The sequence below is a fragment of the Kribbella sp. CA-245084 genome (assembly GCF_050942355.1).
In the GTDB taxonomy this organism is placed as follows: domain Bacteria; phylum Actinomycetota; class Actinomycetes; order Propionibacteriales; family Kribbellaceae; genus Kribbella.
Genome location: NZ_CP192053.1, coordinates 5,523,014 through 5,541,741, shown reverse-complemented (window position 1 = coordinate 5,541,741; position 18,728 = coordinate 5,523,014). Strand labels below are relative to the sequence as shown.

Below are 18,728 nucleotides of genomic sequence, written 5' to 3'. Positions count from 1 at the left end.
CTCAGAGTCCGCCGTCGAGCCCTACTCCGAGCTCGACTCCGAGTGCTAGTCCGACGCCGTCCAGCGCGCCGACGACACCTGCGCCTACAGTCGTGCTGCCTTCCGTGCAGGCTTGGGTGCCCGGGCCGGGGGAGATCCAGCCTCAGGTGAAGCGGCTGGCGGTGGCGGCGGTGATGAAGCTGCTGCAGCCGACCGATACGCCGGCCGCGATCGACGTGATCGACGCGCAGTACGGCGGGATCCTGAGCTCCTCGGCCAGCGTGCTGGTGCCGACGCTGGTGTACTCGATCCGGGAGAACCGGGTGATCAGCGGCGGTACGACGGTCGACGTACGGCTGAGCAAGTCGTCGCAAGGCACCTGGCGGGTGACGGCGACTCACCCGGCCCAGCCTGGTGCCCCGGCCGCGAGTCTGTCGTCCGCGGCGCGACAGGTGCTGGCGAACAAGCAGATCTCGTTGCCCCCGGCCTCTGCCGCGGACATCAAGTCGGGCCAGGTCCATGACAGCGTGCTGAACGCGATGCTCGAGCTCGCGAAGACCTACCGGATCGGCGTCAGCGTGATCCGCTCCGGCCACCCGCTCGATGTCTTCGGCACCAATCGCCCCAGCGACCACCCCCGCGGCCGCGCGTTCGACACCTGGCAGATCAACGGCCACGCGGTGGTGTCACCGAGTACCTCGCGCTCGCTCATCACGTCGTACATGCACGCCGCCGAGTCCGCTGGCTCATACAACGTCGGCGGCCCGTACCAGCTCTCAGGTACGGCGTACTTCTCCGACCAAACCCACCACGACCACGTGCACGCGGGCTTCCGCAGCTAGGGATTTCTGCATCTCGACAGGACGTATACGTCCACTGACCGGCCATCCAACCCGCCATCACGCCTACGGACGCACCTGCGGGACACACACCTCCTGTCGAGCTGCAGAACAGGCTTGCTCCTAATCCCACTCCCAGGCGATACCGACGGTGCCGGGTTCCGCGGACGGCTCGATCACGTGGACGCGGCCGTCGGGGGTGAGCATCAGCTCGCGGTGGACCAGGTTCGGGCCCGAGGTGTGGCGGCGGCGCAGCTCGTAGACGCGGACCGGCAGCGCTGCCCGGTCGAACTGGACCTCCAGCACGCAGTGCACCCCGCCCCACTCGCTGAAGCGCTGGAAGTCCGTCGTCGGCAGCCCGCTCCGGTCCTCGACGTCGTAGTGGACGACGGCGGTCTCTCCGACGGCAAGCACCCGGTCGAGCAGCAACTCCCCGAGGAGCGCGCCGCACTCGGGGGAGCGGGCAATCCGGCCGGTCCGGCAGCCGCTCACTGCGCGGAGCGTGAACTGCTCCGCGTCGCAGCCCGTCTCGCCCTGGTGCGCGATGATCAGCCGATCGACCGGCTGTACGGCGACCACGCTCTGGATCACGCGCCGCCGAAGAGCACTCCGATCGGCGCCGATCTGCACCTCCTCGAGCACCGTCACGTTGCGCAGCCGCCCGTGGGCGTCCCGGCGGAGTCGGTCGAGCAACAGGCTGAGTGCCTCGGCGTAGTCGACAACGGCGTACGGCTGGGGCGAGGTGCCCGGCTCGCGGGCCGGCGGGATCCGGACGGTCAACCATCCGGTCGGCACCTGCAGGAGCTCCTCGAGCGCGGTGATGACGGCCAGCGAGTCCTCGCGCGGGATCCGCCGGCCGCTCTGCCAGGTGCTGAGCGTCGCGACGCCGACATGCAGCCCGCGGTCGGCCAGGTGGGTCCGGATCCGGTTGAGGGCGAGCCCACGGCGGGAGATCGCGTGCCGCAGGGCGTCCGCGAACGACGCCTCCGGGGACACCGCCGGGATCGACGCTTCGACCGATTTGACCATGGGCCCACGCTCCTTTGGGGCAGTGTAAACATTCACAGCACCGTCTGACACCGGCTCATCACCCGCTGTTCACGGCTCGTTGCCGTTCACAACCCGTCGTACGGCGGGCTCCGGGTTCTTGCCGCGCCGTACCGGCGTCCCAAGGATGGTCTCCGCCCCTCTCCCTTCGAAGGAGGACTCATGCGCAGGCTCCGCCCCAGCCGCTCCTGGTCGTTGCTCTTGGCTACGATCCTCGGGCTCGCCACGCTGGCCCCGCTCGCGCCGCCCGCCTCGGCCGCGCCCGGCAGCTACTACCTGAATGTGACCGGCCAGGCACAGCAGAAGTCGAACTGGTGCTGGGCCGCGAGCGGCAACAGCATCGCCGCGTTCTATGGCCGCTCGTACTCGCAGAACCAGTTCTGCAACATGGCCTTCGGCAACAATGCGAATGCCACCTGTCCTAACAACCAGGCGAGCCTGGCCAACGACCAGCAGGCGTTCCGCACGATCGGGATCAGCGCCGGCAGCTACATCTCCGGCACCCTCAGCTTCAACTCGCTCGTCACCGAGATCGCCGCCGGCCGGCCGGTGATGACGCGGATCGGCTGGACCTCGGGCGGCGGTCACATGATGGACATCATCGGGTACGACGCCTCCGACTCGACGCTCGAGTACTACAACCCGTGGCCGGACGACCCGCGCTACAACTACTCGACGTACAGCTGGTACCGGTCCAACTCGCAGTTCACCTGGACGCACTCCCTGTACCGGATCGGAGCCTGACATGCGTCGCCTGCTTCGCTGTGCCGCCGTCCTCGCTGCCGGTCTCGGTTTCGGGCTCGCCTTCGCCGCCCCTGCGGGTGCCGCCGCACCTCAGCCGGTCGCCCCGAGCGAGTTGTCCAAGGCAACTAACGCTGCTCACTCGTCTTCCGCTGTCAACCTGCTTGCGAAGATCCCGGGGCCTGCTGGGAAGGCTGCGGCGAGCATCGGCTCGGACAGCCACGCCGTCTATGCACTCAATCCGGCCTTCGTTCGCGACGCGTCCGCGCCGGTCGCCACCTTCTGGTACGCCGCAACCGCTGCCAGTAAGGGCGGTCAGGCGTTGACCGTCTTCACCGCTCCGGATTCGAGCGGCGTCTGGCAGCCGGTGAATGTGGCCTCCGGCAACACAGAGGCCCGCATGGCGACTGCCGCCGGCGGCGCTCTGCTCTTCACGGAGCCCCAGATCGGCGCCTGGTACGCGCTGTCCGCCGGCCAGATCCGGCCGCTCAACCCGTCCGCAGTGAAGTCGATCGGCACCAAGCCGATCGGGGTCACGGCGTACCAGAAGCTCGTCTCCCAGCGCTACTCCGACAAGCTTCCCGGCAGCACCTACAACGAGTCCGGCATGGCAGGAGGCTACGACACAACGGCAGCAGTCAAGGCGCCACGTTCCCACTCCGAGTACCTCGTCCCGGTCGTCGCGGCGTCCGGCGTACTTGTGCTCGGACTCCTGCTAGTAGTGAGGCGCAAGATGACCTACAGCGACTGACGTCCCCCGTCCGCCCGGTCCGCCGTACCAGCCCCTCGGTACGGCGAACCGGGCGCTTGCGATGATCGTGGGATGCCTTTCCCCGATGAGCTGCGTTCGGCTGTTGCTGTTGTCGACTACAACCCCGATTGGCCTGCAGAGTTCACGCACCTCGCCGGCCGGCTGCGTGCGGCGGTGGGGGATAGGGCCGTGTTCGTTGACCACGTCGGCTCGACTTCGGTGCCCGGCCTGGCCGCGAAGGACTGCATCGATGCGCAGATCCGGGTCGCCGAGCTCTCGCCTGAGCTGGTTGACCTCATGGAGAGAGCCGGCTTCCGCTGCCGGCCGGAGGAGTGGAACCGTGTTGAGATCTCGAACGGCCATCGCTGCGAGAAACTTGTCTTCGCGCCGCCAGTCGGCGAGCGTTCGACGAACGTCCACTTTCGTCTGATCGATGGGCCTAACACGCGCTACGCCTTGCTCTTCCGCGACTATCTGCGCGCCGACGACACCGCCCGCCGGGCCTGGGGCGCGTTCAAGCAGCGGCTCGCTCAGTCAGTCCCGGACCTCTTCGACTACGGGCAGATCAAAGCGCCCGCCACCGAGGTCCTCATGATGTCTGCCGAACGCTGGGCCCAGGTAACTGGCTGGAGTGTCTCACCAGCGGCGCGGTAGGCGAGGCTGCTGACACAGGAATGATCCGACTGCGAGCTCCAGCGCCGGATACGAACCCCACAAGTCGGTGCGTCGCACCGAGATGATGTGCCACCCCAACGCATCCAGCTCGGTACGCCGGGTCTCGTCGCGTGACTGCTGTCTGATCGACGAGTGCCACTGGTCGCTGTCGTACTCCAGGCCGAGCTTGCGGCCGTCGATCGGACGATCCGGGTAGCCGACGTCGAGCCGGTAGACGCGGTTCGGCCCGTCGACGCCGATCTGTAGGTCGGGCCGGCCAAAGCCGGCGTCGAGCAGTCGGAGACGGAGCCAGGATTCCGCGGGGGACTCGGCACGCCGGTCTGCGTGGCGGAGGATGTCCTGGCTCTGGCCGTACCCGCGGCGGCCTTCGTAGGCGGCCGACGCAGCGCGGAGCGCCCACAGATCTGCCTTGCCAGAGCGGAGGATCGCGTCGACGGCGGAGAGCGCGAACGGCCGCGGCAGTGCCATCGCGAGTGCGAGCGCAGTGGATGCGGGGCTGGTGACCCTCAAGCCGTCGAGCTCGACCACGTCCGCGTCGGGAACGTCGCGAGTCCACTGGGCTTGCACCAGGTCCTCGGATCCGAGCGCGGTTGTTCCGATGCCGTGGAGCCAGGCGGCCGCCCGCCCGCACACCACGGCATCCGCCGGCACGACCAGGCGCAGCGCGTCAGCTCGTAGCGCGGGTGAGTCGGACATCCGGACGTCGACATAGACGCCTTTGAGAAACTGACGAATCTCGCCTCGCGCCAACAACCACGCAAGCTTGCGCGGCACCTGCCGAGCCGTGAACGGCAGGCCAGCAAAGTAATACGGCTGGTCGTACTCAAACATCCCAGCAGAATGCCGGATTAATCGCCCCCATGCTCAAAGTTGTCCACAGGCCGCGCCTGGGCCCGCTTGAACGGGCGCACTGGCCCTCAGCTTGTCGCCAGAGATGCAGTGTCGGTGCGCCGGGTGGGGGAGACGAACTAGCTGAAGTCGGTTAGGGCGTTTTGGGCTTGGGTTAGCCATTCTCGGCGGGCGGCGATGGCTTCTCGGGCCTCGGTGGCTTTGCGGGTGTTGCCTTGGGACTCGAACTTGGCGGCTTGCTTTTCGAGGTCGGCGATCAAGGATTGGAGTTGCTTGACGGTTGCCTCGGCGCGGGCGCGGGCCTCGGGGTTGCTGCGGTTCCAGACTTCGTCCTCGGCCGACTTCACGGCCTGCTCGACTGCTCGCAGGCGGCCGTCGATCGTGCGCATGGAGTCGCGGGGGATCTTGCCGATCTGGTCCCAGCGATCCAGGTAGTCGCGGAGCTGGTCGCGGGCAGTACGCGCGTCCGAGACGGGCACGATCGTCTCGATCTCGACGAGCAGTGCTTCCTTGGCCGCGAGGTTCTCGACCTGCTCGGCGTTCTCTTCGGCCTGTACGGCGTCCCGCGCGCCGAAGAACAGGTCCTGCGCGGCCCGGAAGCGCGCCCACAGCTTGTCGTCGACCTCGCGCGGCGCGGGGCCGGCCGCCTTCCACTGCCGCATCAGGTCGCGGAACCGGCCGGACGTCGGACCCCAGTCGGTCGACGACGCGAGCGACTCCGCTTCGGCAGCCAGCCGCTCCTTGACGACCGCGGCCTCTTCACGCTTGGAGGACAGCTCGGCGAAGTGCTGCTTGCGATGCCGCGTGTACGTCGTACGCGCGGAAGAGAAGCGGTGCCACAACTCGTCGTCCGACGACTTGTCGAGGCGGGGGAGGGCCTTCCACTCGTCCAGCAGTTCGCGCAGGCGGGTGACGCCGTGGCGCCAGTCGGTGCCGGCGGCGATCGTCTCGGCCTCGGTGGCGATCTTGGTCTTGGCGGACCGCGCTTCCTCGACCTTCGCGGCGCGTTCGGCCTTGCGGCGTTCACGCTGCTGCGCGACGAGCGGGGTGAGCGCGTCGAGCCGGGCGCGCAGGCCGTCGAGGTCGCCGACCGCCTGGGCCTCCTCGATCGAGCCGGTGACCTTCTTCACCGCGGCCCGGGCGTCGTCCGGTGACACTGTGCCCGCCTGGACCCGCTGCTCCAGCAGTTCGACCTCGAACGCGAGCGCGTCGTACCGGCGGGTGTAGAAGGCGAGCGCTTCCTCAGGGTTGGCGTCCGGCCACTGGCCGACTGCCCGTTCACCGTCCTTCGTCCGTACGAAGACCGTTCCGTCCTCGGCTACCCGGCCCCAGTTCTCTCCGGCCACAACTCGCCCCTTCCGGCGGTATGCACTGCGCTCGTGCCCATTCTGGTCAGTCCCCGGTCCAACCGCGCGGACAGGGCCCCGCCTGGGCGCGTCGAGCTGCCTTCTCGACGCTTATCCCTGAACAATCACAAACTCCCAGCTCACGCGCAACGGTGTTGCGTCACAATCCGGTGCGAAGTACGGCGATCCGCCCGGGTAACCTTGGTGAGTCCGGAAACCGTTTCAGGAAGGTGCGTCGTGCTCATCGCCGGGTTCCCCGCGGGTGCGTGGGGTACGAATTGCTACGTCGTCGCCACCGGCCAGGGCGCGGAATGCATCGTTGTCGACCCGGGCATGGACGCGACCGACGGCGTCGAGCAGGTCGTTCGGGAGAACAAGCTCAAGCCGGTCGCCGTGCTGCTTACGCACGGTCACATCGACCACATGTTCTCGGTACTCCCGGTCTGCGGGACGTACGACGCGACCGCCTGGATCCACCCCGACGACCGGCACCTGCTCGCCGACCCGATGGCCGGAATCAGCCCGGAGGCGGCCCGGATGCTGCTCGGCGGCAATCACGAGTTCGCCGAGCCGGACGACGTCGCCGAGCTGAAGGACGGGCTGTCCCTGGAATTGGCGGGCCTCAAGTTCACCGTCGACCACACCCCGGGCCACACCCGCGGGTCGGTCACGTTCACGACGCCGTACGACGGGCCGGAAGACGTGCCCGCGGTGCTGTTCTCCGGTGACGTGTTGTTCGCCGGGTCGATCGGCCGGACGGATCTGCCTGGCGGCGATCATCCGGCGATGCTGCATACGTTGGCCACCAAGATCCTGCCGATGCACGACGAGATCGTCGTCCTGCCGGGTCATGGTGGCCAGACAACGATCGGCCGGGAGAAGGCGACCAACCCCTACTTGCAGGACCTGGAGATACAGAACTTATGAGCAAGGCCAAATGAGTAAAATCAGCCCACTTAGCGGGTTCCCCGAATTTTTGCCAACTGATCGGATCGTCGAGCTGCAGTTTCTCGACACGATCCGGGAGACGTTCGAACTGCACGGTTTCGCCTCGATCGAGACCCGTGCGGTCGAGCCGGTCGAGCGCCTGTCCAACCAGGGCGAGGACGCCGACAAGGAGATCTACGGCGTCCGACGGCTTGCCGCCGGTGCCGACGAGGACGCGGCGCTCGGCCTGCACTTCGACCTGACTGTGCCGTTCGCGCGCTACGTGCTGGAGAACAGCGGCAAGCTGACGTTCCCGTTCCGGCGCTACCAGATCCAGAAGGTGTGGCGCGGCGAGCGTCCGCAGGAGGGCCGGTACCGCGAGTTCACGCAGGCGGATATCGACATCATCGACAGCGGTGAGCTGCCGTTCCACTACGAGGTCGAGCTGCCGCTGGTGATCGCGGACGCGTTCCGCAAGCTGCCGATCCCGGCGTTCCGGATCCAGGTGAACACTCGTCAGATTCCCGAGGGTTTCTACCGCGGCCTCGGCATCGAGGACATCACCGGCGCACTCCGGATCGTCGACAAGCTGGACAAGATCGGCCCGGACAAGGTGACCGACCTGCTGACCGCGGCCGGCCTGTCCGCGGAGACTGCCAAGCAGGTACTGCGCCTCGCCGAGATCTCAAGCACCGATGCGTCGTTCGCGGATCAGGTGCGGGCGCTCGGCGTACAGCACGAGATCCTCGACGAAGGGCTCGAGCGGCTGTCGCAGATCATGACGGCTGCGAACGAGCACGCGCCCGGTCTGCTGGTCGCGGATCTGAAGATCGCGCGCGGGCTGGACTACTACACCGGCACGGTCTACGAGACGCAGTTGATCGGTGACGAGGGGTACGGGTCGATCTGCTCCGGCGGACGGTACGACTCGCTCGCGTCGGACGGCAAGACGACGTACCCAGGCGTTGGTATCTCGATCGGGGTGTCGCGGCTGGTGCACCGGCTGATCAGCAAGGGATTGCTGAAGGCGAATCGGAGTACGCCGACCGCCGTGGTGATTGCCTTGAACTCTGAAGACGACCGAGCGGACGCGATGCGTACTGCGATCCAGCTGCGGAGCCGCGGGATTCCGGTCGAGGTCGCGCCGGCGGCGGCGAAGTTCGGCAAGCAGATCCGGTTCGCGGATCGGCGGGGGATCCCGTTCGTCTGGTTCAGCACCGAGAACGGGCCCGAGGTGAAGGACATCCGCAGCGGCGAGCAGGTGCCCGCGGATGCGGCCACCTGGGCCCCGCCGGTCGAAGACTTACGTCCAAGTATCGAAACGCAAGAGGAGAACTCGTGATCCGTAACCGTTCCGCAGGTTCGCTGCGCGCATCCGACGCCGGCGAGACCGTGATCCTGGCGGGCTGGGTGGCGCGGCGGCGCGATCACGGCGGCGTGGCGTTCATCGACCTGCGCGACTCGTCCGGCACCGTCCAGGTCGTCATCCGGGACGAGGACGCCGCCCACGGCCTGCGTTCGGAGTACTGCCTGAAGATCGTCGGCGAGGTCTCGCCGCGCCCGGAGGGCAACGCGAACCCGAACCTGCCGACCGGCGAGATCGAGATCATCGCCACCGAGGTCGAGGTGCTCAACGAGGCCGCTCCGCTGCCGTTCCCGGTCGAGGAGCACCACGCGACCCCGGTGAACGAGGAGATCCGCCTCAAGTACCGGTACCTCGACCTGCGTCGTCAGGGCCCCGGCGCGGCGATCCGCCTGCGTAGCAAGGTGAACCAGGCTGCTCGGACCGTGCTGGCCGACCACGACTTCGTCGAGATCGAGACGCCGACGCTGACCAAGTCGACGCCGGAAGGCGCACGCGACTTCCTGGTGCCGGCCCGGCTGCAGCCCGGCAGCTGGTACGCGTTGCCGCAGTCGCCTCAGCTGTTCAAGCAGTTGCTGATGGTGGCCGGTATGGAGCGGTACTTCCAGATCGCGCGCTGCTACCGCGACGAGGACTTCCGCGCCGACCGGCAGCCGGAGTTCACCCAGCTCGACATCGAGATGAGCTTCGTCGACCAGGACGACATCATCGCGCTGTCCGAGGAGGTCCTGACCGCGCTCTGGAAGCTCGTCGGGTACGACGTGCAGACCCCGATCCCGCGGATGACGTACGGCGAGGCGATGGCGCGCTTCGGCTCCGACAAGCCGGATCTGCGGATGGGCCTCGAGCTGGTCGAGTGCACGGAGTACTTCAAGAACACGCCGTTCCGGGTCTTCCAGGCGCCGTACGTCGGCGCCGTCGTGATGCCCGGTGGTGCCGACCAGCCGCGCAAGCAGCTGGACGCGTGGCAGGAGTGGGCCAAGCAGCGCGGCGCTCGCGGGCTGGCGTACGTCCTCGTGGGCCAGGACGGCGAACTGGCCGGGCCGGTCGCGAAGAACCTCTCCGAGGAAGAGCGCGCGGGCATCGCCGATCACGTCGGCGCGAAGCCGGGCGACTGCATCTTCTTCGCTGCGGGCCCGGTCAAGTCGTCGCGGGCGCTGCTCGGTGCGGCCCGGCTGGAGATCGGCCGTCGTGGCGGGCTGATCGACGAGTCGACCTGGTCGTTCGTGTGGGTCGTCGACGCGCCGCTGTTCGAGCCGGCCGACGACGCGACGGCCGCCGGTGATGTCGCGGTCGGGTCCGGCGCGTGGACCGCCGTACACCATGCCTTTACGTCGCCGAAGCCGGACTCGATGGACACGTTCGACACCGATCCGGGATCGGCGCTGGCGTATGCGTACGACATCGTGTGCAACGGCAACGAGATCGGTGGTGGCTCGATCCGTATCCACCGCGAGGACGTGCAGAAGCGCGTGTTCAAGGTGATGGGGCTGAGCGACGAGGAGGCCTCGGAGAAGTTCGGGTTCCTCCTGGATGCGTTCAAGTTCGGCGCGCCGCCGCACGGCGGGATCGCGTTCGGCTGGGACCGGATCACCGCGCTGCTGGCCGGTACCGAGTCGATCCGCGACGTGATCGCGTTCCCGAAGTCCGGCGGCGGGTTCGACCCGCTGACCGCCGCGCCGGCGCCGATCACGCCGGAGCAGCGCAAGGAGGCCGGCGTCGACGCCAAGCCCGAGGAGAAGAAGGCGGAGTAGGCCGCGGCTGAGCTGCCGCACCGCGGTCACCGAGTGCGGCAGCCGGTGACTGCGGCGAGCGGCTTCACGGCCCGCGGCTCACCGTGCCGCGTGCGGAGAGAACCAGCGTGCCGATGTAAGCCACGACCACTGACACGATGACGAGCGGCGCGACCCCGGCGCCGGCCTGGGTGATCAGTAGAGCGAGCACGATCGCGGAGAGCGGTAGTCGCAGTACTGCGACGACGGAGGCTCCGATCAAGACTCCGACGGCCGGGGTCTCCGCGAACCCGGGGAGATGCGATGCCAGCAGGCCGCCGGCCAGCCCGAGGAAGATGGCGGGGAAAGTCGGACCGCCACGAGCAGCGCCGAGCGACACACCCCACGCCAAGGCTTTGGCCACCAAGAGCAGCGCGATCGTGCCCAGCGAGACGGTCTCGGCCCCCTGCACGGTTGCGGACATCTCATCTTGACCCGAGAACAGCACGGCGTCGGCTGTTTGCCCGCTGATCTGGGCGAAGGCGATGGCCACCAGACCGACCACCAGTGCGGCGAGGGGAATCAGCAAGAACGGGCGCCGTGCGACCAGCGAGCGCGTACTCCGCCCCAGCGTCATGACCGCGAAGACGCCACCTGCTGCCACCAGGGCCAGCGGGACAGTCCAGAGGAAGTCGAGCAGTTGCGGGGTCGGGTAGGCCGGGAGCGCCAGTGGCGGAAGTGCGTACGCGTTGGTACTCAGGCCGGTCAGATTGCCGATCCCGACGAAGACCAGAGAGCCGATGCCGGAGGCGAGCAGACCCGGCAGCAGGATGAGCGGCAGCATCGGTCCACCGATGCCCGCAGCCTCGATGATGATCACCGCGCCGATGACCGGCGAGCCGAAGATCGTCGCCAGCGCGGCGAACCCGCCCGCCGCAGCGAGGACGAGCTTGGCCTGGTCGGGGACCGGCTGCCGCGCCCGGTCCACCAGGAGCAACGCAACTCCACCTCCCAGGGCGATCAAGGGCGCCTCCGGTCCGAGGACCAGTCCCAGACCGACGGTGGCGATGGCGGCCAGTATGACGCCGGGCAGCTCGACAGGAGTGGTCGGTGCGCCGGTCTTCAGTCCCTCGGACGGTTCGTGGCCACCATGACCGGGCAGTCTCACGATGGCGAAGGCGATCACCAGTCCGGCCACGGCGAGTACGGGCAGTGGCCACCACCACGGAGCCGAGTCGAAGCCGAGAGCCTTCGGAAGGTGGAAGTACAGCGCCTGTTGCAGCCAGTGGGTGGCCTCCAGGAAGCCCCACGAGGCGATCGACACGACCACGCCGATCAGTGCCGACACGACCAGCAGGCCGCGGTACTGCCGGCTCCGCATCAGCACCTGCGGATCGGTGGACTGACCGCCCGTCGCCGGCTCTCCACCCGCCCGCGCGCTTGCGTGACTCATCGGCTACAAACCCCCTGCGACGATCGCTCCCCTCGAACCACCATGCGCGCTACGGACAACACCGACAACCCCGCGACGTCAGCCCCCGCGGAGCCCATCGACCAGCAGGGGTTGAGCACTCCCGCACTTTGGAGGAAACTGACGACGTCGCGAGAATGCTTGTCAGGTTTTCACGGCTTCCGCCCCCTCCTCGCCCCAGGAGTGCTCATGCGTCGTCTTCTGACCGCTGTTCTCACCTGCCTCGGGATCACCGCAGGCGCACTGGTCGCCGCCTCCCCGGCGTACGCGACCGTCTTCCAGACCTACGGCAGTGGCGTCAACGTCCGCGCCGATGCCTACCTCTCGTCCGCCGTCGTCGGCACGCTCAGCGGACCGACGTCGATCGACGTCGACTGCCAGAAGCAGGGCGACCTCGTCAGCAACTCCGACGGGACCAGCTCGTGGTGGGCGCATGTGCCCGCGCTCGGCGGCTATGTGACCGTCGTGTACGTCGCGATCCCCGAGGACCAGCTGCCTGGCGTACCGGTGTGTGGTGACGGGCCGCCGCCTGAGACGGGTGACATCACGCTGGCCGACGTACAGGCGATGTTCGGCAGCCGGATCGCGAACCCGTCGATCGTGCAGACCGGTCTCCCGTCGCTCAATCAGGCGATGCGGGACGCGAACATCAACACGCCGTACCGCAAGGCCGCGTTCCTGGCCACGCTGGTGCACGAGTCGCGGCTGGAGTACAACATTCGCGAGATCGGCGACACCCGGGTGTACGGCGGCCGCGGGTACATCCAGCTGACCGGCGACTTCAACTACGGGCCGGCCGGTCAGTACCTCGGCATCGACCTGCTCGGCAACCCGGACCTCGCGCTGTCGCTGCAGTGGAGCGCTCCGATCGCCCGCTGGTACTGGACCGTTGCCCGCAACATCAATCCGTACGCCGACAACCTCGACATGGGCCGTGTCAACGCAGCCATCGGCTATCCAGCCGGCGCCGAGGACCAGCGTCGCTGCGACTCCTTCAAGAGCGCCTTGCAGTACCTGACCGGCTCGATCCCGGCCGGCGTCATCTGCACCCGCCCGTCCAAGCTGAAGGGCGACACGAGCCACCTGACCCGCACCCAGTTCGACACCCTCGCCAAGAACGGCAGCGGCCTGGGCTGACCATCAGGCTTGGCGGCCGGACCGGCCGCCAAGCCGCCAGCTCCGAACGTCCGAAGTGCTTCCAGGCGGTCACGAAGGCCGCCTGCACGGCGTCATCGGCGTACGCATAGGAGCCCGTGTGGCGCACGGCGTACGCGTGCACGGCGGCGGCATACCGGCTGAAGAGCTCGCCGAGCGCCTCGGGTTCCTGGCGGCGCAAGGCGTCCCACAGGTCCCCGTCGCGCGCGGTCGGAGGCTTCTCCGGCCGGCTCGAAGTCATGGTCATACCTTGCAGGGTCCGCAGGGCCGTGCGAGGTTGCCGCGCGTCAGACGGGTTGTGCGCGCACCCAGGTCTTGTCCGGGGTGAGGTAGCCGGTGCGCTGCAGGCCGACTTCGGCGAGCTGGGCCGCGAGGTCGTCCTCGGAGAGGTTCTGGGTGAGGATTCGCTGCGCCCAGGTCTTACCGTCGATGGTGTAGGTCAGGGTCGCCGCCTGACGGTTGCCGGGGAGTTCCTCGACGTCGGAGATCTCCATCCTGCGTTGCTCGTTGACCATCACGGCCGGCCCGCGCAGCATGCCCGGAGTCTGTTGCTGCAGGATCACGGAGCCGCCGGGGCGGACGTGGTGGGCGCAGGTTTGTAGCAGGCGCAGGCGCTCCGCGTCGTCGGCGACGTTGATCAGGAACGACATCATCAGCACGAGATCGAACTGCCTGTCCAGCCTCAGATCGCCGATCGTCGAGCAGATCGTCTCGGTTCCGGTGACTCTGGCGACCATGTCCGCCGACTCGTCGACGGCGAGCACCTGGTGCCCGAGCGCGAGCAGCGGCCGGGTGATCCGCCCGGTCCCGCAGCCGAGCTCGAGAATGCTGCTGCCCGGGTCGATCGCGGCGTCGATCAGCTCGTCCTCGCCGTGCACCTGCGTGATTTCGTAGAGTTCGACCGCGCTGCCGTCCGGTGTGAGCGGTCCCGGTCCGTTACCACCTTGTCCGACTCTCATACCTGTCAGTGTTTTGCGTTTACCTGTGGGCCGCCAGTCTTTCGGTACCGGCCGAAAGTACCTAGGCTCATTGAGGTGACAGTCGTACCGGTCGAGCTGCTGCCGCATCTGCGGCGGGCGCGGGATGTTGCCGATCGCAACTATGCCGAGCCGCTCGATCTCGCGGCGCTGGCGACCGCGGCGGGCGTATCGAAGTACCACTTCCTGCGCTGTTTCGCGGCGGAGTACGGCGAGACGCCGATGCAGTACGTGACCGGGCGGCGGATCGAGCGGGCGACCGATCTGCTGCGGGCGACGAACCTGACGGTGACCGAGGTGTGCGGGCTCGTCGGGTACAGCAGCCTGGGCTCGTTCTCGCAGCGGTTCACGGAGCTGGTGGGGATGACGCCGACGGCGTACCAGCGGACGCAGACCGGGGCGCGGATCCCTGGGTGCTTCGTGTTCATGCTCGGACTGAACTCCGCAATTCCGGAGAAGCCGGCGGGGGAGTCCGGGGCTTAGCGTCGTACTCACGACCTTTGAGGAGGAACTGTGATCACGAACGTGAGCCTGGTGACGGTCTACGTCAACGACATCGACGAGGCGAAGGCGTTCTACACCGAGAAGCTCGGCTTCAAGCTCGGTGAGGACATCACGCTCAGCGAGGACTTCCGCTGGTGCACTGTGCATCAGGCCGACCATCCCGAGCTCGAGCTGGCGCTGATGCTGCCCGGGCCGCCTCTCGACGAGGAGTCCGCGGGGTGGATCCAACGGATCATGGCCAAGGGCTCGATGCATGGGGTCGGGCTGGCGACGGACGACTGCCGGAAGACGTTTGCTGAGTTGACCGGGCGCGGCGTCGAGTACATCCAGGAGCCGGCGGATCGGCCGTACGGCGTGGAGGCGGTACTGCGGGACAACTCGGGCAACTGGCTCGTGCTGGTCGAGCAGAAGGCTTATACCGCCGAGGACTTCGCCTGATGCGTGCGGCATGCTGACCGGATGGACATCACTGTCGACCCGGTCGGCATCGCACCGCCGTACGAGCAGGTGCGGGCACAGATCGAGGCGCTGATCCGCGCGGGCGAGCTTGCCCGCGGCACCCGACTGCCAACGGTCCGCCAACTGTCGCTGGACCTCGGACTGGCAGTGAACACGGTCGCTCGCGCCTACAAGGAACTCGAAGCCGACCACCTGGTCGAAACCCGCGGCCGCAACGGCACCTTCGTCCTCGCCTCTCGCAGCCAGGTTGACGACAAAGAAACCCAAGCAGCCGCGGTCACTTTCGCCCGCACCGCCCGACGTGCCGGCCTGTCTCTCGCTGAAGCCAGCGAGGTCCTGCGTCGAGCCTGGTGAAGCTGTCAGGGCTTGTTGTAGAGGCGTAGTAGCTCAGCGCGGGTGTGGACCACGCCCGGTGACTCGGCGCCGTTGGCTCGGGCGATTTCTTGGGCCAGGTCGCTGGCGGCTTCTAGGCGGTGGTTGGCCTTGCGGCGGCTGTGGAGGTGTTTGCGGTACTTCTTGCGATCCTTGTGCAGGCCGCTGACGGCGTCCAGGAGGGGTGGGTCGACGGCGCCGGTGGCCAGTTCGGGGGTGAGGAGTTCTCGGATCCAGGTGCGTTCGTGTTTCGCGGCGTGGCGGAGTACGTAGAAGAGGGCGGTCAGTTCCACAGCTGCGATCAGGAACGGGAGGATGCCGGCCAACGCGCCGCCGTTGCTGAGGCCGCCCACGTCGTCCCAGGCGAAGTGGAAGAACATCGCCATCAGCATCGTCAGGACGCCGCGTACGACGTTGCGTTCGCCGCGGGTGCGGCCCAGCACCCACATCAGGCCGGCGCAGAAGATCGCGCTGAACAGGGCGTGCGAGACGATGCCGGCGGCGCCGCGGACGATGAAGACGCGGAGCGACGAGCCGAGCTGGTCGACGCCGTACTGCTGGGTGGCGCCGTTGTACACGTACAGGATGTCCTCGAAGACCTGGAAGCCCAGGCCGATGAACGCGCCGATGATGAAGCCGTCGTACGCGCTGCGGACGAGTCGCGGCGCCAGGCCGATGAGCAGGATGAGGCCGATTGCCTTGCCGAATTCCTCGTTGATCGGGGCGGTCAGGCCGGCGCCCCAGGCCTGCGCGAACGACGTACCGCCGATCTTTGCCCAGATCGCCAGCAGCGCAGCGTTCGCCGGAAGCGCGATCCAGAAAGTTGCGGCGACGCCGCCCCAGACGAATCCGGTTGCCAGCAGCGACGCGGGCTGAGCTGTGAAGCGGTTGTGGTGGCGCAGGAGGAGCAGCCAGGGGATGAGGTAGAGGCCGAACAGTACGACGCCTCCCGCAAGCGCAGGCGTGTAGAACTGGGCTCCGGGACCGAAGACTCGCAGCATGGTGATCGCACCGGCGCCGACACCGACCACATAGACCCAGAACGCGACGTTGTGCGGCTGCAGGAACCGGTACGGCTGGCCCCAGCCGGACTCCTCGATCGCGTCGAGCTGCGCGGCCTTCTCCTGCGGTACGGCGGTCATCGCGCCGCTCCGGGGGTGACGCTGCGCAACAGCGCGCCGACCTGGTCCTCATAGTGCTCGAACTGCCCGGACGCCGTACGGACCCTGACGAGAAGCGCCGGGGCGGTGTCGACGGCATCGCCCGTACCCATCTTGAACGCCACGTCGACCCCGTCACCGCTCGGCCCGCTCCCACTCTCGACCACGCCGACCAGCCCCGAGTCGGTGGTGATCGAGCCGCGCGCTGCCGTGACGCCCGGCGGACTGCCTTGCGATCGGTGCACTTGGTCGAGGAATGCGGCCGCGCTGCCGTCGTACGCCGTACCGATCAACTCGATCGTCGCGCCGCCCTGTACGAGCAGCACCTGCAGGCTGGTCGCGCTCGCCCCCGCGCCGCCGACGAGCGTCCCCTGCTCCAGTTGCCACCCGACCGGCGGCACCGCAGTCGCACCGTCGCCCAGGTCGAGCACCTGCCCGGCCCGAATCTCGTTGTGCCACGGAATCGCCGCGTTCAATCCCTGCCACCCGTAGATCAGCAGCAGCGCGATCGCGAGCGCCGAGAACCCGGCCTTGAACGTCCGCCGATCCAGCCCGAACCACCGCTGCTCAACCGGCACCCATTCCCGCGTACTCACGACCAGCCCCTCTCTCGCCGTTCCAATCACTGTAGAGCGCGGGCCTGCGAACGCGCTTCGACCTCGCTGGAGAAGTCGACGGTGATGTGGAGGCCGCCGGTGGGGTTGGAGGTAATGGTCAGGGGAGCTCGGTGGGCTTGGGCGATGGCTGTGACGATGGCCAGCCCTAGGCCGTGGCCTTCGGTTTGGGTTGTGCGGTTGGGGTTCAGGCGTTGGAAGGGCTGGGTGAGGCGGGGGAGTTCGGTGGGGGGAATCGGGGGGCCGGTGTTGGTGATGCTTAGGCGGCCGGAGGGTGTCGTGGTGATGTCGACTGTGCCGGCGGGGAGGTTGTGGCGGATGGCGTTGGTGATCAGGTTTGTCAGCAGGGCGGCGGTCAAGGACGCGTCGCCGGTGATCACGGCGGTCGTCAGGTCGGTGCGTAGCTCGATGCCGTGTTGTGCGGCTTCCGATTGGTGGCCTGAGGCAACGGTTTTGGTGAGAGCGGCGAGGTCGAAGGGTTCCCGGCAATCGATGTGTTGCGAGCCGTTGGCCAGCGTGAGGAGTGCGTTGATCAGTTGTTCCTGTTGACGGCCTATGTCCAGTAGTTCTTGGCAGGCCTCGCGGAGCGTCTCGGTGGTGGCGTTCGGGTCGGTGAGGGTGAGTTGGAGCAGCGTTCGTTGGACGGTGAGCGGCGTACGCAGTTCGTGGGAGGCGTTCGCGATGAACTGGCGTTGTGCGGTGAACGAATCGTGCAATCGCTGTCGCATGTCGTCGAGGGTGTCGGCCAGCTCGGTGAACTCCTGATAGCCGGCGGGCACGCGCAGCCGGCTGTTCAGGTCCTCGGCGGACATGGTCCGGGCGGAGCGGCTGATCGCGTGCAGCGGGCGCAGTGCGCGGCCCGCGATCAACCAGCCGAGGGCGATCGAGGCAGCGGCCAGTACGACGAGTGCCGTGGCGGAGTAGCGCAGTACCTCGGCCAGGTTGCTGTCGGTGTTGCTGCTGGTGTTGCTGCCACTGAATAGCCCGAGGTCGACCACCGCCAGGATCACGATGCTGCAGGCGAAGGCGAGTCCGGCGTTCAGCAGCGTCAGCCGAGTACGCAGCCTGGGGAGCTCCGGCGGGCGGCTCACTGCGGACCGATCCGGTAGCCGCCTTCGCGGACCGTGTGGATGGCGGGCGGTACGCCGAGTTTGGCGCGCAACCGCCCGATCGTGGTCTTCACCGTCGTCGTGAACGGATCGGTTGCCTCATCCCACACCTGCTCGAGCAGCTCCTCCGCGGAGACGACCCGCCCGCCCGCGGCCAGCAGGTGTTCGAGCACAGCGAACTCCTTCGGACTGAGGTCCAGCCGCCGCCCCGAGCGCAGTGCGACCCGGCGACCGGGATCCAGCGTCAGGTCGCCGTTGTCCAGTATCGGGGGAAGCGCCTGAGTGGACCGGCGACCCAGAGCCCGGACGCGCGCGACCAACTCGGCGAAGTCGAACGGCTTGGGCAAATAGTCGTCAGCACCCAGCCCGAGCCCCTCGACCCGGTCACGCACTGTCCCGGCTGCGGTGAGCATCAGCACGCGCGTGCCTGCTCCACCAGCCACGATCCGGCGACACACCTCATCGCCGTGGACACCCGGCACGTCCCGATCCAGCACCACCACGTCGTACCGGGTCAGGTCCACCCGCTCCAGCGCACCATGACCGTCGAGCGCAGTGTCCACCGCCATGGCCTCACGGCGTAGGCCGTCGGCGATCAGCGCGTTCAGCGTCCGGTGATCCTCAACCACCAGCACCCTCATGGTCACAACTCCTCTCGGGTACGGCGGCCACGATGCC

Annotated in this window: 21 protein-coding genes; 11 read left to right on the top strand and 10 right to left on the bottom strand. The window is 67.9% G+C overall.

What is annotated here, in order from left to right:
* Nucleotides 1-104 precede the first annotated feature (104 nt).
* Nucleotides 105-821, top strand: a complete 717-nt coding sequence (locus ACQPYH_RS26445; RefSeq protein ID WP_432876451.1) for a hypothetical protein — start codon at nt 105-107, stop codon at nt 819-821.
* Between the two features lie 120 nt (nt 822-941).
* Here ACQPYH_RS26445 and ACQPYH_RS26440 read toward each other — a convergent pair whose 3' ends face one another.
* A complete protein-coding gene (locus ACQPYH_RS26440) occupies nt 942-1,847 on the bottom strand; it encodes a hypothetical protein (protein WP_432876449.1) in 906 nt (301 codons plus the stop codon).
* A 180-nt stretch (nt 1,848-2,027) separates the two neighbouring features.
* On the opposite strand from ACQPYH_RS26440, the gene ACQPYH_RS26435 reads away from it, so the two are divergent.
* The 3 genes from ACQPYH_RS26435 to ACQPYH_RS26425 all read left to right on the top strand — a co-directional run bounded on the left by ACQPYH_RS26435 (nt 2,028) and on the right by ACQPYH_RS26425 (nt 4,011).
* Nucleotides 2,028-2,609: a papain-like cysteine protease family protein gene (locus tag ACQPYH_RS26435; protein WP_432876448.1), complete on the top strand. Its 582-nt coding sequence runs from the start codon at nt 2,028-2,030 to the stop codon at nt 2,607-2,609.
* 1 nt (nt 2,610) lies between these two features.
* A complete protein-coding gene (locus ACQPYH_RS26430) occupies nt 2,611-3,357 on the top strand; it encodes a hypothetical protein (RefSeq protein ID WP_432876446.1) in 747 nt (248 codons plus the stop codon).
* A 72-nt stretch (nt 3,358-3,429) separates the two neighbouring features.
* A complete protein-coding gene (locus ACQPYH_RS26425) occupies nt 3,430-4,011 on the top strand; it encodes a GrpB family protein (protein WP_432876444.1) in 582 nt (193 codons plus the stop codon).
* On the opposite strand, the gene ACQPYH_RS26420 is transcribed toward ACQPYH_RS26425, so the two are convergent.
* Nucleotides 3,994-4,863, bottom strand: coding sequence for a hypothetical protein (locus tag ACQPYH_RS26420; protein WP_432876442.1), 870 nt, complete (start codon nt 4,861-4,863; stop codon nt 3,994-3,996). The genes ACQPYH_RS26425 and ACQPYH_RS26420 overlap by 18 nt on opposite strands.
* Before the next feature lie 137 nt (nt 4,864-5,000).
* On the bottom strand, nt 5,001-6,227 hold the full coding sequence (locus tag ACQPYH_RS26415) for a DUF349 domain-containing protein (protein ID WP_432876440.1): 1,227 nt from the start codon (nt 6,225-6,227) through the stop codon (nt 5,001-5,003).
* 237 nt (nt 6,228-6,464) lie between these two features.
* Between ACQPYH_RS26415 and ACQPYH_RS26410 the strand changes: the two genes are divergently transcribed.
* From ACQPYH_RS26410 to aspS, 3 genes are read left to right on the top strand one after another with little or no spacing between them, the layout of a single operon-like run.
* Nucleotides 6,465-7,154 (top strand): MBL fold metallo-hydrolase, encoded by a 690-nt coding sequence (locus tag ACQPYH_RS26410; RefSeq protein ID WP_432876438.1) that lies wholly within the window; start codon nt 6,465-6,467, stop codon nt 7,152-7,154.
* A 10-nt stretch (nt 7,155-7,164) separates the two neighbouring features.
* Nucleotides 7,165-8,496, top strand: a complete 1,332-nt coding sequence (gene hisS, locus ACQPYH_RS26405; protein ID WP_432876437.1) for a histidine--tRNA ligase — start codon at nt 7,165-7,167, stop codon at nt 8,494-8,496.
* A complete protein-coding gene (gene aspS, locus ACQPYH_RS26400; protein ID WP_432876435.1) occupies nt 8,493-10,271 on the top strand; it encodes an aspartate--tRNA ligase in 1,779 nt (592 codons plus the stop codon). Before hisS ends, aspS begins: the two co-directional genes overlap by 4 nt.
* A gap of 64 nt (nt 10,272-10,335) precedes the next feature.
* On the opposite strand, the gene ACQPYH_RS26395 is transcribed toward aspS, so the two are convergent.
* A complete protein-coding gene (locus ACQPYH_RS26395; protein ID WP_432876433.1) occupies nt 10,336-11,682 on the bottom strand; it encodes a chloride channel protein in 1,347 nt (448 codons plus the stop codon).
* Between the two features lie 207 nt (nt 11,683-11,889).
* Here ACQPYH_RS26395 and ACQPYH_RS26390 point away from each other — a divergent pair, with 207 nt between their 5' ends.
* Nucleotides 11,890-12,837, top strand: coding sequence for a glycoside hydrolase family 19 protein (locus ACQPYH_RS26390; protein ID WP_432876431.1), 948 nt, complete (start codon nt 11,890-11,892; stop codon nt 12,835-12,837).
* On the opposite strand, the gene ACQPYH_RS26385 is transcribed toward ACQPYH_RS26390, so the two are convergent.
* Both ACQPYH_RS26385 and ACQPYH_RS26380 read right to left on the bottom strand, forming a co-directional pair.
* Nucleotides 12,740-13,096, bottom strand: a complete 357-nt coding sequence (locus ACQPYH_RS26385; protein WP_432894487.1) for an RNA polymerase sigma factor — start codon at nt 13,094-13,096, stop codon at nt 12,740-12,742. The two genes, ACQPYH_RS26390 and ACQPYH_RS26385, sit on opposite strands and share 98 nt — an antisense overlap.
* Nucleotides 13,097-13,142: 46 nt before the next feature.
* Nucleotides 13,143-13,814, bottom strand: coding sequence for a class I SAM-dependent methyltransferase (locus ACQPYH_RS26380; protein WP_432876429.1), 672 nt, complete (start codon nt 13,812-13,814; stop codon nt 13,143-13,145).
* 75 nt (nt 13,815-13,889) lie between these two features.
* On the opposite strand from ACQPYH_RS26380, the gene ACQPYH_RS26375 reads away from it, so the two are divergent.
* Genes ACQPYH_RS26375 through ACQPYH_RS26365 form a run of 3 tightly spaced genes read left to right on the top strand, consistent with a single transcriptional unit; the run spans nt 13,890 to nt 15,149 of the window.
* Nucleotides 13,890-14,315 carry a helix-turn-helix transcriptional regulator gene (locus ACQPYH_RS26375; protein WP_432876427.1) on the top strand — a complete coding sequence of 142 codons (426 nt, stop codon included), beginning with the start codon at nt 13,890-13,892 and terminating at the stop codon, nt 14,313-14,315.
* 30 nt (nt 14,316-14,345) lie between these two features.
* On the top strand, nt 14,346-14,774 hold the full coding sequence (locus ACQPYH_RS26370; protein WP_432876425.1) for a VOC family protein: 429 nt from the start codon (nt 14,346-14,348) through the stop codon (nt 14,772-14,774).
* Nucleotides 14,775-14,795: 21 nt separating this feature from the next.
* A complete protein-coding gene (locus ACQPYH_RS26365; RefSeq protein WP_432876423.1) occupies nt 14,796-15,149 on the top strand; it encodes a GntR family transcriptional regulator in 354 nt (117 codons plus the stop codon).
* 5 nt (nt 15,150-15,154) lie between these two features.
* Here ACQPYH_RS26365 and ACQPYH_RS26360 read toward each other — a convergent pair whose 3' ends face one another.
* The 4 genes from ACQPYH_RS26360 to ACQPYH_RS26345 are packed head-to-tail and all read right to left on the bottom strand — an operon-like array spanning nt 15,155 to nt 18,691.
* Entirely contained in the window at nt 15,155-16,309 is a 1,155-nt protein-coding gene (locus ACQPYH_RS26360; RefSeq protein WP_432876421.1) for a PrsW family glutamic-type intramembrane protease, read from the bottom strand.
* Nucleotides 16,306-16,923 (bottom strand): hypothetical protein, encoded by a 618-nt coding sequence (locus tag ACQPYH_RS26355; protein WP_432876419.1) that lies wholly within the window; start codon nt 16,921-16,923, stop codon nt 16,306-16,308. Before ACQPYH_RS26355 ends, ACQPYH_RS26360 begins: the two co-directional genes overlap by 4 nt.
* A gap of 26 nt (nt 16,924-16,949) precedes the next feature.
* Nucleotides 16,950-18,032, bottom strand: a complete 1,083-nt coding sequence (locus ACQPYH_RS26350; RefSeq protein WP_432876417.1) for a sensor histidine kinase — start codon at nt 18,030-18,032, stop codon at nt 16,950-16,952.
* On the bottom strand, nt 18,029-18,691 hold the full coding sequence (locus ACQPYH_RS26345) for a response regulator transcription factor (protein ID WP_432876415.1): 663 nt from the start codon (nt 18,689-18,691) through the stop codon (nt 18,029-18,031). Before ACQPYH_RS26345 ends, ACQPYH_RS26350 begins: the two co-directional genes overlap by 4 nt.
* Nucleotides 18,692-18,728: the final 37 nt, after the last annotated feature.

What these genes read in the sequence shown, in the direction of transcription:
- ACQPYH_RS26440 (WP_432876449.1), bottom strand. Translation starts at nt 1,847, where the DNA reads ATGGTCAAATCGGTCGAAGCGTCGATCCCGGCGGTGTCCCCGGAGGCG.
- ACQPYH_RS26435 (WP_432876448.1), top strand. Translation starts at nt 2,028, where the DNA reads ATGCGCAGGCTCCGCCCCAGCCGCTCCTGGTCGTTGCTCTTGGCTACG.
- ACQPYH_RS26430 (WP_432876446.1), top strand. Translation starts at nt 2,611, where the DNA reads ATGCGTCGCCTGCTTCGCTGTGCCGCCGTCCTCGCTGCCGGTCTCGGT.
- ACQPYH_RS26425 (WP_432876444.1), top strand. Translation starts at nt 3,430, where the DNA reads ATGCCTTTCCCCGATGAGCTGCGTTCGGCTGTTGCTGTTGTCGACTAC.
- ACQPYH_RS26420 (WP_432876442.1), bottom strand. Translation starts at nt 4,863, where the DNA reads ATGTTTGAGTACGACCAGCCGTATTACTTTGCTGGCCTGCCGTTCACG.
- hisS (WP_432876437.1), top strand. Translation starts at nt 7,165, where the DNA reads ATGAGTAAAATCAGCCCACTTAGCGGGTTCCCCGAATTTTTGCCAACT.
- ACQPYH_RS26395 (WP_432876433.1), bottom strand. Translation starts at nt 11,682, where the DNA reads ATGAGTCACGCAAGCGCGCGGGCGGGTGGAGAGCCGGCGACGGGCGGT.
- ACQPYH_RS26390 (WP_432876431.1), top strand. Translation starts at nt 11,890, where the DNA reads ATGCGTCGTCTTCTGACCGCTGTTCTCACCTGCCTCGGGATCACCGCA.
- ACQPYH_RS26385 (WP_432894487.1), bottom strand. Translation starts at nt 13,096, where the DNA reads ATGACTTCGAGCCGGCCGGAGAAGCCTCCGACCGCGCGCGACGGGGAC.
- ACQPYH_RS26380 (WP_432876429.1), bottom strand. Translation starts at nt 13,814, where the DNA reads ATGAGAGTCGGACAAGGTGGTAACGGACCGGGACCGCTCACACCGGAC.
- ACQPYH_RS26365 (WP_432876423.1), top strand. Translation starts at nt 14,796, where the DNA reads ATGGACATCACTGTCGACCCGGTCGGCATCGCACCGCCGTACGAGCAG.
- ACQPYH_RS26360 (WP_432876421.1), bottom strand. Translation starts at nt 16,309, where the DNA reads ATGACCGCCGTACCGCAGGAGAAGGCCGCGCAGCTCGACGCGATCGAG.
- ACQPYH_RS26345 (WP_432876415.1), bottom strand. Translation starts at nt 18,691, where the DNA reads ATGAGGGTGCTGGTGGTTGAGGATCACCGGACGCTGAACGCGCTGATC.